Origin of the sequence: Streptomyces zinciresistens K42 (genome assembly GCF_000225525.1) — a bacterium.
GTDB lineage: Bacteria > Actinomycetota > Actinomycetes > Streptomycetales > Streptomycetaceae > Streptomyces > Streptomyces zinciresistens.
Map to the genome: position 1 here is coordinate 72710 of NZ_AGBF01000011.1, position 14455 is coordinate 87164.

Below are 14455 nucleotides of genomic sequence, written 5' to 3' on the forward strand. Positions count from 1 at the left end.
TGCATAGCGGCGGACTGTGGGCACAATTGGGTTCGGCGTCGGACTGCGCGCACGGTGGCTGATGGCGCGCTACGGATGGGGAGGCAGGAACGACGGTGGCGGAACGGAGCACGGCTGCCGTCGACGTGGCAGACAACAGCGGCGACGAGCCGCTGACCGCTCAGGCGGACCAGTCCACGGCCGACGGGGTGGCCAAGAATCGGGAGCGGGACACGGACATCGACGAGGCACAGGGGAGCGGCGGGGCCGACGGCCTCGAGAAGGCCTCACCGCCCGAACTGCACAGCGGGCACAAGCTCGCCAGACGGTACCGCCTGGAGGAGTGCGTCACTCGTCTGGACGGATTCAGCAGCTGGCGTGCGGTCGACGAGAAGCTCCGTCGCGCCGTCGGTGTGCACATCCTGCCCGCCGACCACGCACGCGCCCGCTCGGTGCTGGCCGCGGCCCGCTCCTCCGCCCTGCTGGGCGACCCCCGCTTCGTCCAGGTCCTCGACGCCGTCGACGAGAACGACCTGGTCTACGTCGTCCACGAATGGCTCCCGGACGCCACCGAACTGACCGCCCTTCTCGCCTCCGGCCCGCTGGAGGTGTACGACGCCTACCAGATGGTCACCCAGGTGGCCGCGGCGATGTCCGCCGCCCACCGCGAGGGCCTGGCGCATCTCCGGCTCAACCCGAACGCCGTGCTGCGTACTTCGAGCGGACAGTGGCGCATCCGCGGCCTCGCCGTGAACGCCGCGCTGCGCGGGATCAGCTCCGACACCCCGCAGCGCACCGACACGGAGGCGATCGGCGCCCTGCTGTACGCCTCGCTCACCCAGCGCTGGCCCTACGAGGACGACGCCTACGGACTGTCCGGGCTGCCCAAGGACGTCGGCCTGATCGCACCCGACCAGGTGCGTGCCGGCGTCCACCGGGGGCTGTCCGAGCTCGCCATGCGGGCACTCGCCAACGACGGTGCCACCGCCTCGCGGCACGAGTCCGCGTGCACCACGCCCGAGGAACTGGTCAAGGCGATCGGCGAGATGCCCCGCATCCGCCCGCCGGAGCCGTCGTTCACCGCGCCCCCGGACTACCAGCGCACGACCTATCAGCAGGGCACGTACGGCCGTCAGGCGCCGCGCCCCGGCGCCGCCCAGCCGGTGCCGACGCCGCCGCCCCCGCTGCAGAGCCGTACCGGCAAGGTACTGAAGTGGGCCGTCTCGGCCCTGCTCATCGCCGCCCTCGGTCTGGGCAGCTGGCAGCTCGCGGACGCGCTCATGGAACAGGGCAAGACGCCCGAGGACAACAACCAGACGCAGACGACGGACGGCGACGACAAGAGCCCGGTGAAACCGGCCGCCGCCAAGCCGATCGCCATCAGCGCCGCCCGTGACTTCGACCCGTTCGGCGCCGACGGCTCCGAGAAGCCGACGGACATAGGGAAGGTCTTCGACAACAACGCCGCCACGTACTGGCAGACGGACTACTACCTGAGCGCCGACTTCGGGCGGCTGAAGTCCGGTGTCGGCGTCATCGTCGACCTGGGCAGGGCCCAGCGGGTCGGAAAGGTCACCGTCACCTTCCAGGGCCACACGTCCGTCGAGCTGCGGGCCGCCTCCGGTGACCCGGGCGCGGCGCCCACGACCTTCGACGCGTACACCAAGGTCGCCGAAGCCGGCGGTACGACGGTCACGCTCAAGCCGGGCAAGGAACTCACCTCCCGCTACCTTCTGGTCTGGCTGACCAAGCTGCCGCTGACCGACCAGGGTCAGTACCGGGGCCGAGTGGCTGAGATCAAAGTGACCAGCTGAAGCCGAGGGGGGAGGGGATCCGATGGCCGAGTCAACCGGATACGACGGAGTCAGCGATCGGGACCTGCTCGCCCGCCATGTCGAGGGCGACCACGACGCCTTCGGTGAGATCGTGCGACGCCACCGTGATCGGCTCTGGGCGGTGGCCCTGCGGACGCTCGGCGACCGCGAGGAAGCCGCTGACGCCGTGCAGGACGCCCTCGTGTCCGCCTACCGGGCCGCCCACACCTTCCGGGGCCAGTCGGCCGTCACGACCTGGCTGCACCGGATCACGGTGAACGCCTGCCTCGACCGCGCCCGCAAGACCGCGTCGCGGAAGACCTCCCCCGTCGACGACACCGAGCGCCTGGAACAGCTGCTGGAGCCCCACGAGGAGGCGTCGGCGCCCGCGGAACGCAACGACCTCCACCGGCAGCTCCTGGAGGCCCTCGGCACGCTGCCCCCCGACCAGCGGGCGGCACTCGTCCTGGTGGACATGCAGGGGTACCCGGTCGCGGAGGCGGCCGCCGTGCTGGACGTGCCCACCGGCACCGTGAAGAGCCGGTGTGCGCGCGGCAGGGCCAGACTGCTGCCCCTCCTGACGCATCTCCGACCGGAGAGTCCAGGGGGCGGCAAGGACGCCGGCGGAAGGCGGAACCGGACGGAGGGGACATCCGTCCCACCGGCAGCGGGTCCACGAGCCACAGGCCGGGACGCGGACCCGCGCGAGGCCGGGCCGAGCGATTCAGCTGCTGTGAAGGGCGGAGGTGGGCGAGCGTGACATCCACGACGGACATGGCCGGGCACCCGGACGTCGCCGAGCTCTCCGACCTCACCGAGGGCCTGCTCCCGCCGTCCAGGACCGCGGAGCTGGAGCGTCACCTGGAGCAGTGCGAGCTGTGCGCGGACGTCCACGCCTCACTGGAGGAGATCCGTGGTCTCCTGGGCACCGTCCCCGGTCCGCTCCGGATGCCCGACGACGTCGCCGACCGGATCGATGCCGCACTCGCCGCGGAGGCTCTTCTCGGCGTCCCCGCCTCTGGTGAGGCCGAGACGGCGTCGAGTGGTGAGCGGGTCGGTGAAGGTGCGGACGAGGAGCCGCATGTTTCACGTGAAACATCGGCGGCGACCCGCCCGGTGGGCCGTGCCCGCTCCTCGACCACCGGCCCCGGCCGCAAGGACCGCAAGCGGGCCGGGCGCCGCAAGGTCGTCCTCGGAGCCGCGTTCACGGCTGCCGCACTCGGCCTCGGCTCGGTCCTGCTGACCACGCTTGTGGGGGGCGGCGGCTCCGGCCCGGCGGCCGAGGGCGGACAGAGCGGCAATGACACCTTCTCCGCGTCGAAGCTGGAGAAGAACGTCAGCACTCTGCTCGCGACGAGTGAGCCCTCGCCGAACGCTTCCCGAGGACCGGACCGCAGCATGGGCATCGCGGGCCGGCCGGACAGCGAGAGCCCTCAGATCCTGCGAGAGATCACCGTGCCGGACTGCGTCCGCCAGGGCCTCGGCCGCAGTGACGCGGCCCTCGCCGCGGAGCAGGGCCGCTACCAGGGCAAGGACGCGCTCCTCGTCGTCCTGCCCGACACATCCGACGTCAGCCGGGTCACCGCCTATCTGATGGACGCGACCTGCGTGAAAACCAAGTCTCCGGCCAAGGCCAAGATCCTCCTGACGGAGTCCTTCCCGCGCTCCTGACGCACAGGCGGTTCGTCCCCGTCGCGAGGGGCAACTCCCTCCTGTGCGGCATGACCGTGTGCCCGGACACAGTGGGAATGCGCGCCCCTTAGGATCCGTTGGGTGGGGTGAGAGTTCCCAACGGGCTCCCACCGGTCCGACGATGTATTCCAGAGACGAGGAATCAAGCCGTGAGCGACGTCCGTAACGTGATCATCATCGGCTCCGGGCCCGCCGGCTACACGGCAGCGCTCTACACCGCGCGCGCGTCGCTGAAGCCGCTGGTCTTCGAGGGCGCCGTCACCGCCGGTGGTGCGCTGATGAACACCACCGAGGTGGAGAACTTCCCGGGCTTCCAGGACGGCATCATGGGCCCCGAGCTCATGGACAACATGCGCGGTCAGGCCGAGCGCTTCGGAGCCGAACTCGTCCCGGACGACATCGTCAGCGTCGACCTCACCGGCGAGATCAAGACCGTCACGGACACCGCGGGCACCGTCCACCGGGCGAAGGCCGTCATCGTCACCACCGGCTCGCAGCACCGCAAGCTCGGGCTGCCGAACGAGGACGCGCTCTCCGGCCGTGGCGTCTCCTGGTGTGCCACCTGTGACGGCTTCTTCTTCCGGGAGCAGGACATCGCCGTCATCGGTGGCGGTGACACCGCGATGGAGGAGGCGACGTTCCTTTCGCGCTTCGCCAGGTCCGTGACGGTCGTCCACCGCCGGGACACCCTGCGTGCCTCCAAGGCGATGCAGGACCGCGCCTTCGCCGACCCGAAGATCAAGTTCGTCTGGGACAGCGAGATCGCCGAGGTCCAGGGCGAGCAGAAGCTCTCCGGTCTGAAGCTGCGCAACGTCAAGACCGGCGAGCTCTCCGACCTGGCGGTCACCGGTCTGTTCATCGCGATCGGCCACGACCCTCGCACCGAGCTGTTCAAGGGTCAGCTGAAGCTGGACGAGGAGGGCTACCTCAAGGTGGACGCCCCCTCCACCCGCACCAACCTGACCGGCGTCTTCGGCGCGGGCGACGTCGTCGACCACACCTACCGCCAGGCGATCACCGCGGCCGGCACCGGCTGTTCCGCCGCGCTCGACGCCGAGCGCTACCTCGCCGCCCTGGCGGACGAGGAGAAGGCCGAGCCCGAGAAGACCTCTGTCTGACCCCGACCCACCCCACGCATCGCATAGTTAAGGAGCCCGCCGTGGCCGGCACCCTGAAGAACGTGACCGACGACTCCTTCGAGCAGGACGTCCTGAAGAGCGACAAGCCCGTCCTGGTGGACTTCTGGGCCGCCTGGTGCGGACCGTGCCGCCAGATCGCGCCGTCCCTTGAGGCGATCGCCGCCGAGTACGGCGACAAGATCGAGATCGTCAAGCTGAACATCGACGAGAACCCGGGTACGGCCGCCAAGTACGGCGTCATGTCCATCCCGACGCTGAACGTCTACCAGAACGGCGAGGTCGCCAAGACCATTGTCGGCGCCAAGCCGAAGGCCGCGATCGTCCGCGACCTTGAGGACTTCATCGCCGAGTGATGTTTCACGTGAAACACGAATGGGCCAACCCCCTCGGGTTGGCCCATTCGCTTTGATGCCTCAGCCGCTGGAGCTGTCCCGGGACACCAGGGCGTGCCAGACGCCGCCGGGCCTGCCCTGCGGGCGGACGACGCTACTTTCGAAACACGCCTTAGAGCGGTCGCAGTGCCGGTTCCTTCTGAACGGCGCCCAGCAGTCTGTCGAGCGCCATCTCGACGTCTTCCTTCCACGACAGCGTCGTGCGGAGTTCCAGGCGCAGGCGAGGGGACGTCGGATGCGGCCGGACCGTCTTGAAGCCCACGGCCAGCAGATGGTCCGCCGGCAGAACACAGGCCGGTTCCTTCCAGCGTGCGTCACCGAACGCCTCGATCGCCTTGAAGCCCCGTCGCAGCAGATCCTTGGCGACCGTCTGAACCATCACCCGGCCCAGCCCCTGCCCCTGGTAGCCCGGCATGATGAAGCCGGTCATCAACTGCACCGCGTCCGATGACACCGGGCTCGTGGAGAAGGCCGTCGAGCGGGGGACATACGCCGGCGGCGCGTAGAGCACGAAGCCCACCGGTACCTCGTCGATGTAGACGACCCGACCGCACGAGCCCCAGTCCAGCAGGACGGCGGAGATCCAGGACTCCTTCTCCACGGCCGAGGTGCCCGCCTTTACCGCGGCCTCACCACTGACCGGGTCCAACTCCCAGAAGACACACGAGCGGCAGCGCTGGGGAAGGTCCGGAAGGTTGTCCAGCGTGAGCGGTACGAGCCGGCGCCCCATGAAGGCTGTTCCTCGCTTCCTTCGCCCGCAGCACCGCGAGCGGCAGTCAGGGCGCTTCGTTCCTTGAGCAGGCTGCCGACGAACCCGCCGACCGCCCCGAGTCCAAGACCCGCGCTCACCAGTCCGGTGCGGCTCACCGTTCGCATGGCCCCCGCCTCTCTAAGAGGTCTGCCAGGTGGATGCGCCATACCCGCTCGCATCGTATCCAGCATGAGATTCCCTCGATACCGACTGAAAGCAAAGAGCGGGCCGTGTTCCGGTACACACCGGACACGGCCCGCTCAGCCGGACAGGAACCCGCATGGTCCCCTGCGGCCTCAGTCCTTCACGTCTTCCTCGGCATCGATGAGCAGACTCTTCTGAAGCGCCAGCTTCTCACCGGGAGCAAGCGTGCTGAGGATCCGCTCCAGATCGTCCGGGGAGGCGAACTCCACGGTGATCTTGCCCTTCTTCTGTCCGAGCTCGACCTTCACCCGGGTCTCGAAGCGATCCGAGAGACGCGTCGCCAAGTCGGACAGTGCCGGAGAAGGCACCGAGCCCGCGCGCGGGCCACGAGCACGCGTCGCCTTCTGCGGGCGCGAGCTCATCAGCTGCACGATCTCCTCGACGGACCGCACGGACAGCCCCTCGGCGACCACACGATAGGCCAACTGCTCCTGCTCCTCCGGGTCCTCCACGGAGAGCAGCGCCCGCGCATGGCCGGCCGAGAGCACCCCGGCCGCAACCCGGCTCTGGACCTTCGGCGTGAGCCTCAGCAGGCGCAGCGTGTTGGAGACCTGCGGCCGCGAACGGCCGATCCTGTCCGCCAGCTGATCGTGCGTGCAGTTGAAGTCCTTGAGCAGCTGATCGTAGGCGGCCGCCTCTTCGATCGGGTTCAGCTGTGCGCGGTGGAGGTTCTCCAGAAGGGCGTCCAGGAGAAGCTTCTCGTCATCCGTCGCCCGGACGATCGCGGGGATCGCCTCCAGGCCGGCTTCGCGGCAGGCCCGCCAACGACGCTCACCCATGATGAGTTCGTATCGGGCGGGACCGACCTGGCGTACGACGATCGGCTGGAGGAGGCCGACCTCCTGGATGGAGGTGACCAGCTCCTGGAGCGCGTCCTCGTCGAAGGTGTCGCGAGGTTGCCGCGGGTTCGGGGTGATCTGGTCGAGAGGAATCTCCGCGAAGTGCGCCCCCATCGGGGCTGCGGGAACCTCCTCGCTGACGAACGACGCCAGCTCCTCTGTTTCACGTGAAACAGGCGCCAGCGTGGCCACCTTGGCCGCGGCCACCCCACGGTCGTTCAGACCCGGGACAACGGCCGCGGACGTGGAAGCAGCGGCTCCCCCGACAGCCGGCGGCGGCACCGTCTTCTCCGTCGGCGCACTGGGGATCAGCGCGCCGAGGCCACGACCCAACCCCCTCCGTCGCTCGCTCACTGGATCCCCTCCACCATGCTCGGATTGTTCTGCGCGCCGAAGTGGGCGTTCGTCGGGTCGTAGGAGACACCGACCCCCTTCAGAGCGATTTCTCGCGCCGCCTCAAGATAAGACAAGGCACCGCTTGACCCCGGATCGTAGGTCAGCACCGTCTGCCCATAGCTCGGCGCCTCCGAGATACGGACGGAGCGGGGAATGCTCGTGCGCAGCACCTCATCGCCGAAGTGGGTGCGCACCTCGTCGGCCACCTGGGACGCAAGCCGTGTCCGGCCGTCGTACATGGTGAGCAGGATCGTCGAGACATGCAGGGCGGGGTTGAGATGCCCCCGCACCAGGTCGACGTTCCGGAGCAGCTGCCCCAGACCCTCCAGCGCGTAGTACTCGCACTGAATCGGGATCAGGACCTCCTGCCCTGCCACCATCGCGTTGACCGTCAGCAGGCCGAGCGAGGGCGGGCAGTCGATGAGGACGTAGTCCAGCGGCTGCTCATACGCCTGGATCGCCCTCTGGAGCCGGCTCTCACGGGCCACCAGGGACACGAGTTCGATCTCCGCACCGGCGAGATCGATCGTGGCGGGGGCGCAGAAGAGACCCTCGACATCGGGGACGGGCTGGACGACCTCGGACAGGGGCTTGCTCTCGACCAAGACGTCATAGATGGACGGGACTTCGGCGTGGTGGTCGATCCCCAGGGCCGTGGACGCGTTGCCCTGAGGGTCGAGGTCGATCACCAGGACACGGCTGCCGTGCAGGGCCAAGGACGCGGCAAGGTTGACAGTCGTCGTCGTCTTGCCCACGCCACCCTTCTGGTTGGCGACCACCATGACGCGGGTCTGTTCGGGTCGCGGCAGGCCCTCGCCCGCTCGGCCCAGAGCCTCTACCGCCAGTTGGGCGGCACGACCGATGGGAGTGTCGTCCATCGGGGGCGGTGTTTCACGTGAAACATCCGCCCCCATCGATTCGGTACGGGGACCGGGGACCGGATCGGTCATCGGTCCCGCGATGTTGGCGTCGGACCGCAAGGATTCACTCTCCTCGACTTCAGGCTCGCAATGAACAGAGCCTCCCATGCCTTCGGGGTCGCGAACCAGTGAGGCCGGTTGTTCTGTGGAGAAATCCACCTCTGTGGACAACTCCGTGCCCCTCACGGGGGACGGGACCTCATCAGAGGCTCCCTCTCTCAGCGAACCCAGGGGCTTTCGGTCACGTGGTTCGGCCGCAGCGCGGCCGCGGCTGATGATCCCGTGCAGCAATGAGCGACGTTTCACGTGAAACACGATGCACAGCAGCCGTGGCCGAATTGCCGCGACACTCCGGCATGGGCGGGTTGGCCAGCTTGTGTGGAGTACGTCTCGTCGTCAGGACGGATCAGCGGCGTCGGCGGGTCCGGCTCGTTCTGGCAGCCTTCGCTCGCTTCGCCGCGAACCGCACGCCGCCCGGACTCTCTCCGACCTCGACGCGCACGACCGTGGACATCGGATCGACGATGCCGTCACCTACATGGTGGATCGACGTCTCGACCGCGCCGAGTTTGCTGAGAGCCGTCGCCGCGCTCTTCAGCTCCTCCTCCGCGGCGTCTCCCTTGAGCGCCAGCATCTCGCCGTAGGGCCGCAGCAGGGGGATGCCCCAGGTGGCCAGCCGGTCCAGGGGAGCGACCGCGCGAGCGGTCACGACATGCACCGGAGTGAGCTTCCCCATGACCTCCTCAGCGCGGCCACGGACCACCGTCACATGCTCCAGGCCGAGCAACTCCACGACCTCCGTCAAGAAGGTCGTACGGCGCAGCAGAGGCTCCAGGAGGGTGATCTTCAGGTCCTCGCGGACCAGCGCCAGGGGGATGCCGGGCAGGCCGGCGCCGGAGCCCACATCGCACACGGTGACGCCCTCGGGCACGACCTCGGAGAGCACCGCGCAGTTCAGCAGGTGCCGCTCCCACAGTCGGGGCACCTCACGCGGGCCGATCAGACCACGCTGGACACCTGCCTCGGCGAGCAGTTCGGCGTAGCGGACCGCATCAGCGAAGCGATCGCCGAACACCTCACGTGCCTTGTCGGGCGCAGGGGGGAGCTCCGCTGCCTCCGTCACGGGGACCGTCCTTCCGTACCGCGTCGGCGCGGTGGGCGCCGACACCAGAACCACCAGAACTATCAGGCTGACAAAGTTCGGCCCCGTCTGCGGACAGACGGGGCCGGGTGAGCGTGGGGGCCGATCAGGCGGGCAGGACGACGACGAACCGCTGCGGCTCCTCGCCCTCGGACTCGCTGCGCAGCCCGGCCGACTTGACCGCGTCGTGCACGACCTTGCGCTCGAAGGGCGTCATCGGCTTGAGCTTCACGGGCTCGCCCGTGCTCTTGACCTCGGCGGCGGCCTTGGAGCCCAGCTCGGAGAGCTCGGCCCGCTTCTGGGCCCGGTACCCCCCGATGTCCAGCATCAGCCGGCTGCGGTCCCCGGTCTCCCGGTGCACGGCCAGGCGCGTGAGCTCCTGGAGCGCCTCCAGCACCTCGCCGTCGCGGCCGACCAGCTTCTGCAGGTCTCGGCCGCCGGCGTCGCTGATGATCGAGACAGCGGCGCGGTCGGCCTCGACGTCCATGTCGATGTCACCGTCGAGGTCGGCGATGTCCAGCAGACCCTCAAGGTAGTCGGCCGCGATCTCGCCCTCCTGCTCCAGGCGGGTCAGGGTGTCTGCACCCTCGACAGCGGCGGAGGTGGTGCCTTCCGTCACGGGATGGGCTCCTTCTTACTTCTTGGACGGGGACTTGGGGCGCTGCGGACCGCCCTTGCGCTGCCCGGACTGGGCCTTGCTGCGGGAACCGCCGCCGGGCTTCTGCGCGGGCTTCTTGGCCTCGCCGGACTGCTGGGCGTCCTCGGGCTGGTCGGACTTCGTCAGCGAGGTGGGCTCACCGGCCTGCTTGGTGCTCGTGGACTGGCGCTGCGACTTGCTCTGCCGCTTGGGCTGCTGCCGCTTGCCCGCGCCCGTGATCGGCGTACCGTCCTCGGTCTCGGTGGCGACGGACGCCTCGCTCCTGATCACGTTGCCGTCTGCCTGCGCGGCGAGGCTGACCTTGGCCAGACCGGTGATGAACTTGCGCTCGTACTCGTTGCGGTCGCGGCCCTTGGCGACGATGGCCTTGACGATGGCCTTCTCCCCGCGCCCACGGGTCTTGCCGTGCTGGGTGACGCGGTGGTGCAGGCGGTCCAGGTAGGCGGCCTGGGCCTTGGAGCCCGGGGTCGGGTTGTTGCGGATGACGTACATCTGCTGGCCCATGGTCCACACGTTGGTGGTCAGCCAGTAGACGAGGACACCGACCGGGAAGTTGATGCCGAAGACGGCGAACATGATCGGGAAGACGTACATCAGCATCTTCTGCTGCTGCATGAACGGCGTCTTCACCGTGGTGTCGACGTTCTTCGTCATCAGCTGGCGCTGGGTGTAGAACTGCGACGCCGACATCAGGACGATCATGACCGCGGTGACGATGCGGACCGTGGTGAGCGAGGCGTTGAGCGCGGCGACGTCGGAGGCGCTGTCGGTGAACTTGGCCGCCAGCGGGGCGCCGAAGATGTGCGCCTGCTGGGCGCTCTCCAGCAGGCGCTGGTTGATGACACCGATCGTCTTGTTGTTGGCGATGCTGTTCAGCACGCTGTACAGGGCGAAGAAGAACGGCGACTGCGCCAGGATGGGAAGGCACGAGGAGAGCGGGTTGGTGCCCGTCTCCTTGTACAGCTTCATCATCTCTTCGGACTGGCGCTGCTTGTCGTTCTTGTAGCGCTCCTGGATCTTCTTCATCTCGGGCTGGAGCGTCTGCATCGCCCGCGTCGCCTTGATCTGCTTCACGAAGAGCGGGATCAGGCAGATACGGATCAGGATCACCAGGGACACGATGGACAGGCCCCAGGCCCACCCGGTGTCGTCGCCGAAGATGGCGCCGTACACCTTGTGGAACTGGACGATGACCCAGGAAACGGGTGTGGTGATGAAGGTGAAGAGGCTGGCAATCGTGTCCACTAATCATGCTCCTTGGACATGGGACGGAGTCTCTGCGGCCGGGCTCGAGGGCGATGTCGCCTCGGTGGCCGGTTCGGCGGCGGAGGTCCCGCCCTTGCGTGCGCGCCAGGCGTTGCGCAGCAGTTCGTGCCACCGCGGGCGCTTGCGCGGGGGGACATGGTCCACACCGCCCAGCGACCACGGATTGCACCGCAGGATGCGCCAGGCGGTGAGCGCCGTGCCCTTGATCGCACCGTGCCGGTCGATCGCCGTGTAGCCGTAGTGAGAACACGACGGGTAGTACTTGCACACGGGCCCCAGCAATGGACTGATCGTCCACTGGTACAGCTTGATCAGGGCCAGCAGTGGGTACTTCATCGCGCGCCCCCTCCCAGGAGCCGCTGCAGAGCGGCATCGAGGTCTCGGGCCAGCTGTGCATGGTCGGCGTCACCCGCACCGGGCAGCGCTCGTACGACTACCAGGCTACCGGGGGGCAGCCGGTCGACTCGATCGCGCATCAGATGGCGAAGCCTGCGCTTCACCTTGTTCCGCACGACCGCGCCGCCGACAGCTTTGCTCACGACGAAACCCGCACGCGTCGGGGGAGCGCTCTCCCCAGGCGCGTGCGGGTCCGTGGCACCGCTACGAAGATGGACGACGAGGTGCTGGCGTCCTGCCCTGCGTCCTCGTCGGACCGCGGTCGCGAAGTCCTCGCGCCGCCTCAGCCGGTTCTCGGTGGGCAGCACGACGGCATGACCTGACCGGGATCAGGCGGACAGACGGGCGCGACCCTTGCTACGGCGGGACGCGAGAATCGCGCGGCCGGCACGGGTGCGCATACGCAGCCGGAAGCCGTGGGTCTTCGCGCGACGACGGTTGTTCGGCTGGAAGGTGCGCTTGCTCACTCGGGGGCTCCAGAGATAAATCGGGGGTTGCGGGTGCCGTCTTGGCTGTCACCGTGCGCCCACGAGTAGCTCTCGTTACGCCCGAGTGCACCGCTTACCGATCACCTGACGCGATCTGTGCCCATCGGAGGCAGGCGGCAGCAGCCATCGACAACTCGACCTGGTTACGGTACGCGCGGCTGCGCCGTCCGGTCAAACCAGCGGTCGCGGAGGGACACTGTCCACAGGCTGGGGACAACAACTTGAACCGTACCCGCCGCGCTGACTACCGTGGCCGGACTCCGATTCGTTCCCTTGTCCCCCTGAATCCTGATCCACCCCTCTGCTCCACCCCTGTGAATCCCGAACCGTCCCACATCACACGTTCGTGGGACCTGCGAGAGAGCGTGCCCTGTGGCTGACGTACCTGCCGATCTTGCCGCAGTGTGGCCACGAGTACTGGAGCAGCTCCTCGGTGAGGGCCGCGGGCAGGGCGTCGAGGTCAAGGACGAGCACTGGATCCGGCGCTGCCAGCCCCTGGCGCTGGTCGCCGACACCGCCCTCCTGGCCGTGCCGAACGAATTTGCGAAAGGTGTGCTGGAGGGCCGGCTGGCTCCTGTCGTCAGCGAGACCCTGAGCCGCGAGTGCGGCCGCCCGATCCGCATCGCGATCACGGTGGACGACTCCGCCGGAGAACCGCCGCCCCCCGCGCCCCAGCCCTCGGCCCCCTTCGAGCAGCAGGGCCGCCCGTCCTCGCAGCACCACTACGAGGAGCCGGAGCTTCCGTCGTACGAGGGCTACGGCCGTCATCGCGCCGAGGACCAGCAGCGCGGCCCCTCCAACGATCCGCTGCCGACGGCCCGCCCCGCCTACCCCGGCGAGTACCAGCGCCCCGAGCACGCGCCCGGCAGCTGGCCGCGTGCCTCCCAGGACGACTACGGCTGGCAGCAGCAGCGGCTCGGCTTCCCGGAGCGGGACCCGTACGCCTCGCCGTCGCAGGAGCCCTTCTCCCAGAACCCCTACCCGCAGGACTCCTACGGTCCGCCCTCCCAGGACTACCGCCCGCAGCCGCGGGAGCGCTCGTCCTACGACGGGCACCGCCCGGACTACGAGCAGCGCCGCCCCGACTACGACAAGCCGCGCGGCGACTACGACCAGGGCGGCCGCCGTGACCTGCCCGACCCGCCGGCCGGCTCCGGCCATGTGCACCGCGGGGGCCCCGTCGGCGCGAACCTGCCGACCACCGGCGCTCCCGGACCGCTCGCCGCGCAGCCCGCGCCGGCCTCCGGTCCGGGCGAGCCCACGGCGCGGCTGAATCCGAAGTACCTCTTCGACACGTTCGTCATCGGTGCCTCCAACCGCTTCGCGCACGCCGCCGCGGTCGCCGTGGCCGAGGCTCCCGCGAAGGCGTACAACCCCCTGTTCATCTACGGGGAGTCGGGGCTCGGCAAGACGCACCTGCTGCACGCGATCGGGCACTACGCGCGCAGCCTGTACCCGGGCACGCGCGTGCGGTACGTGAGCTCGGAGGAGTTCACCAACGAGTTCATCAACTCCATCCGCGACGGCAAGGGCGACAGCTTCCGCAAGCGCTACCGCGAGATGGACATCCTGCTCGTCGACGACATCCAGTTCCTCGCGGACAAGGAGTCGACGCAGGAGGAGTTCTTCCACACCTTCAACACGCTCCACAACGCGAACAAGCAGATCGTGCTCTCCAGCGACCGGCCGCCCAAGCAGCTGGTCACGCTGGAGGACCGGCTGCGCAACCGCTTCGAGTGGGGGCTGATCACCGACGTGCAGCCGCCCGAGCTGGAGACGCGGATCGCGATCCTGCGGAAGAAGGCGGTGCAGGAGCAGCTCAACGCACCGCCGGAGGTGCTGGAGTTCATCGCCTCGCGGATCTCGCGCAACATCCGCGAGCTGGAGGGCGCGCTGATCCGGGTCACGGCGTTCGCCTCCCTCAACCGGCAGCCGGTGGACCTGGGGCTGACGGAGATCGTCCTCAAGGACCTGATCCCGGGCGGCGAGGACTCGGCGCCGGAGATCACCTCGACGGCCATCATGGGCGCGACCGCGGACTACTTCGGTCTCACGGTCGAGGACCTGTGCGGCACCTCGCGCGGCCGCGCGCTCGTCACGGCCCGCCAGATCGCCATGTACCTGTGCCGTGAGCTGACCGACCTGTCGCTGCCGAAGATCGGCGCCCTGTTCGGGGGCCGCGACCACACCACGGTCATGCACGCGGACCGCAAGATCCGCAATCTGATGGCCGAGCGGCGCTCGATCTACAACCAGGTCACCGAGCTCACGAACCGCATCAAGAACGGCTGACGGCCGGCGCCGCGCGGCTGCGAGGGCGTCCTGGGACACGCTTCCCGGGACGCCCTTCGCCGTGCCCGCCCCGCCCCGCCCCGCGCCC

15 protein-coding genes are annotated in these 14455 nt (G+C 68.9%); 6 read left to right on the forward strand and 9 right to left on the reverse strand.

The genetic code is table 11. From position 1 onward, the window contains the following. The first annotated feature begins 95 nt into the window (after positions 1-95). The 5 genes from SZN_RS06420 (at position 96) to trxA (ending at position 4977) form a co-directional block, all read left to right on the forward strand. Positions 96-1793, forward strand: coding sequence for a protein kinase family protein (locus tag SZN_RS06420; RefSeq protein ID WP_007492532.1), 1698 nt, complete (start codon positions 96-98; stop codon positions 1791-1793). A 22-nt stretch (positions 1794-1815) separates the two neighbouring features. Further along, entirely contained in the window at positions 1816-2553 is a 738-nt protein-coding gene (sigM, locus tag SZN_RS06425; RefSeq protein WP_007492534.1) for an RNA polymerase sigma factor SigM, read from the forward strand. Beyond that, complete coding sequence (locus tag SZN_RS06430) at positions 2550-3464, forward strand: anti-sigma factor family protein (RefSeq protein WP_007492536.1); 915 nt, start codon at positions 2550-2552, stop codon at positions 3462-3464. Before sigM ends, SZN_RS06430 begins: the two co-directional genes overlap by 4 nt. A 170-nt stretch (positions 3465-3634) precedes the next feature. Beyond that, positions 3635-4603 carry a thioredoxin-disulfide reductase gene (trxB, locus tag SZN_RS06435; protein WP_007492538.1) on the forward strand — a complete coding sequence of 323 codons (969 nt, stop codon included), beginning with the start codon at positions 3635-3637 and terminating at the stop codon, positions 4601-4603. 41 nt (positions 4604-4644) lie between these two features. After that, complete coding sequence (gene trxA, locus SZN_RS06440; protein ID WP_007492540.1) at positions 4645-4977, forward strand: thioredoxin; 333 nt, start codon at positions 4645-4647, stop codon at positions 4975-4977. A 151-nt stretch (positions 4978-5128) separates the two neighbouring features. Here the strand turns inward: trxA and SZN_RS06445 are convergent, their stop codons facing one another. The 9 genes from SZN_RS06445 to rpmH form a co-directional block, all read right to left on the reverse strand. Then, complete coding sequence (locus tag SZN_RS06445) at positions 5129-5746, reverse strand: GNAT family N-acetyltransferase (protein WP_007492542.1); 618 nt, start codon at positions 5744-5746, stop codon at positions 5129-5131. A gap of 317 nt (positions 5747-6063) precedes the next feature. Beyond that, positions 6064-7164 (reverse strand): ParB/RepB/Spo0J family partition protein, encoded by a 1101-nt coding sequence (locus SZN_RS06450; protein WP_078508471.1) that lies wholly within the window; start codon positions 7162-7164, stop codon positions 6064-6066. Further along, a complete protein-coding gene (locus tag SZN_RS06455; RefSeq protein WP_078508472.1) occupies positions 7161-8234 on the reverse strand; it encodes a ParA family protein in 1074 nt (357 codons plus the stop codon). The genes SZN_RS06450 and SZN_RS06455 overlap by 4 nt, the downstream gene beginning before the upstream one ends. A 298-nt stretch (positions 8235-8532) precedes the next feature. Further along, positions 8533-9249, reverse strand: coding sequence for a 16S rRNA (guanine(527)-N(7))-methyltransferase RsmG (rsmG, locus tag SZN_RS06460; RefSeq protein WP_007492550.1), 717 nt, complete (start codon positions 9247-9249; stop codon positions 8533-8535). Between the two features lie 124 nt (positions 9250-9373). Continuing rightward, positions 9374-9886, reverse strand: a complete 513-nt coding sequence (locus SZN_RS06465; RefSeq protein ID WP_007492551.1) for a Jag family protein — start codon at positions 9884-9886, stop codon at positions 9374-9376. 15 nt (positions 9887-9901) lie between these two features. Continuing rightward, a complete protein-coding gene (gene yidC / locus SZN_RS06470) occupies positions 9902-11170 on the reverse strand; it encodes a membrane protein insertase YidC (protein WP_007492552.1) in 1269 nt (422 codons plus the stop codon). Between the two features lie 3 nt (positions 11171-11173). Beyond that, complete coding sequence (gene yidD / locus SZN_RS06475; protein ID WP_007492553.1) at positions 11174-11527, reverse strand: membrane protein insertion efficiency factor YidD; 354 nt, start codon at positions 11525-11527, stop codon at positions 11174-11176. Continuing rightward, positions 11524-11895: a ribonuclease P protein component gene (gene rnpA / locus SZN_RS38295; protein ID WP_007492554.1), complete on the reverse strand. Its 372-nt coding sequence runs from the start codon at positions 11893-11895 to the stop codon at positions 11524-11526. Before rnpA ends, yidD begins: the two co-directional genes overlap by 4 nt. A 21-nt stretch (positions 11896-11916) precedes the next feature. Continuing rightward, entirely contained in the window at positions 11917-12054 is a 138-nt protein-coding gene (rpmH, locus tag SZN_RS38300; RefSeq protein ID WP_003956500.1) for a 50S ribosomal protein L34, read from the reverse strand. Positions 12055-12447: 393 nt separating this feature from the next. Between rpmH and dnaA the strand changes: the two genes are divergently transcribed. Continuing rightward, positions 12448-14367: a chromosomal replication initiator protein DnaA gene (gene dnaA, locus SZN_RS06485; RefSeq protein WP_043728818.1), complete on the forward strand. Its 1920-nt coding sequence runs from the start codon at positions 12448-12450 to the stop codon at positions 14365-14367. The last annotated feature ends 88 nt before the right edge of the window (positions 14368-14455 follow it).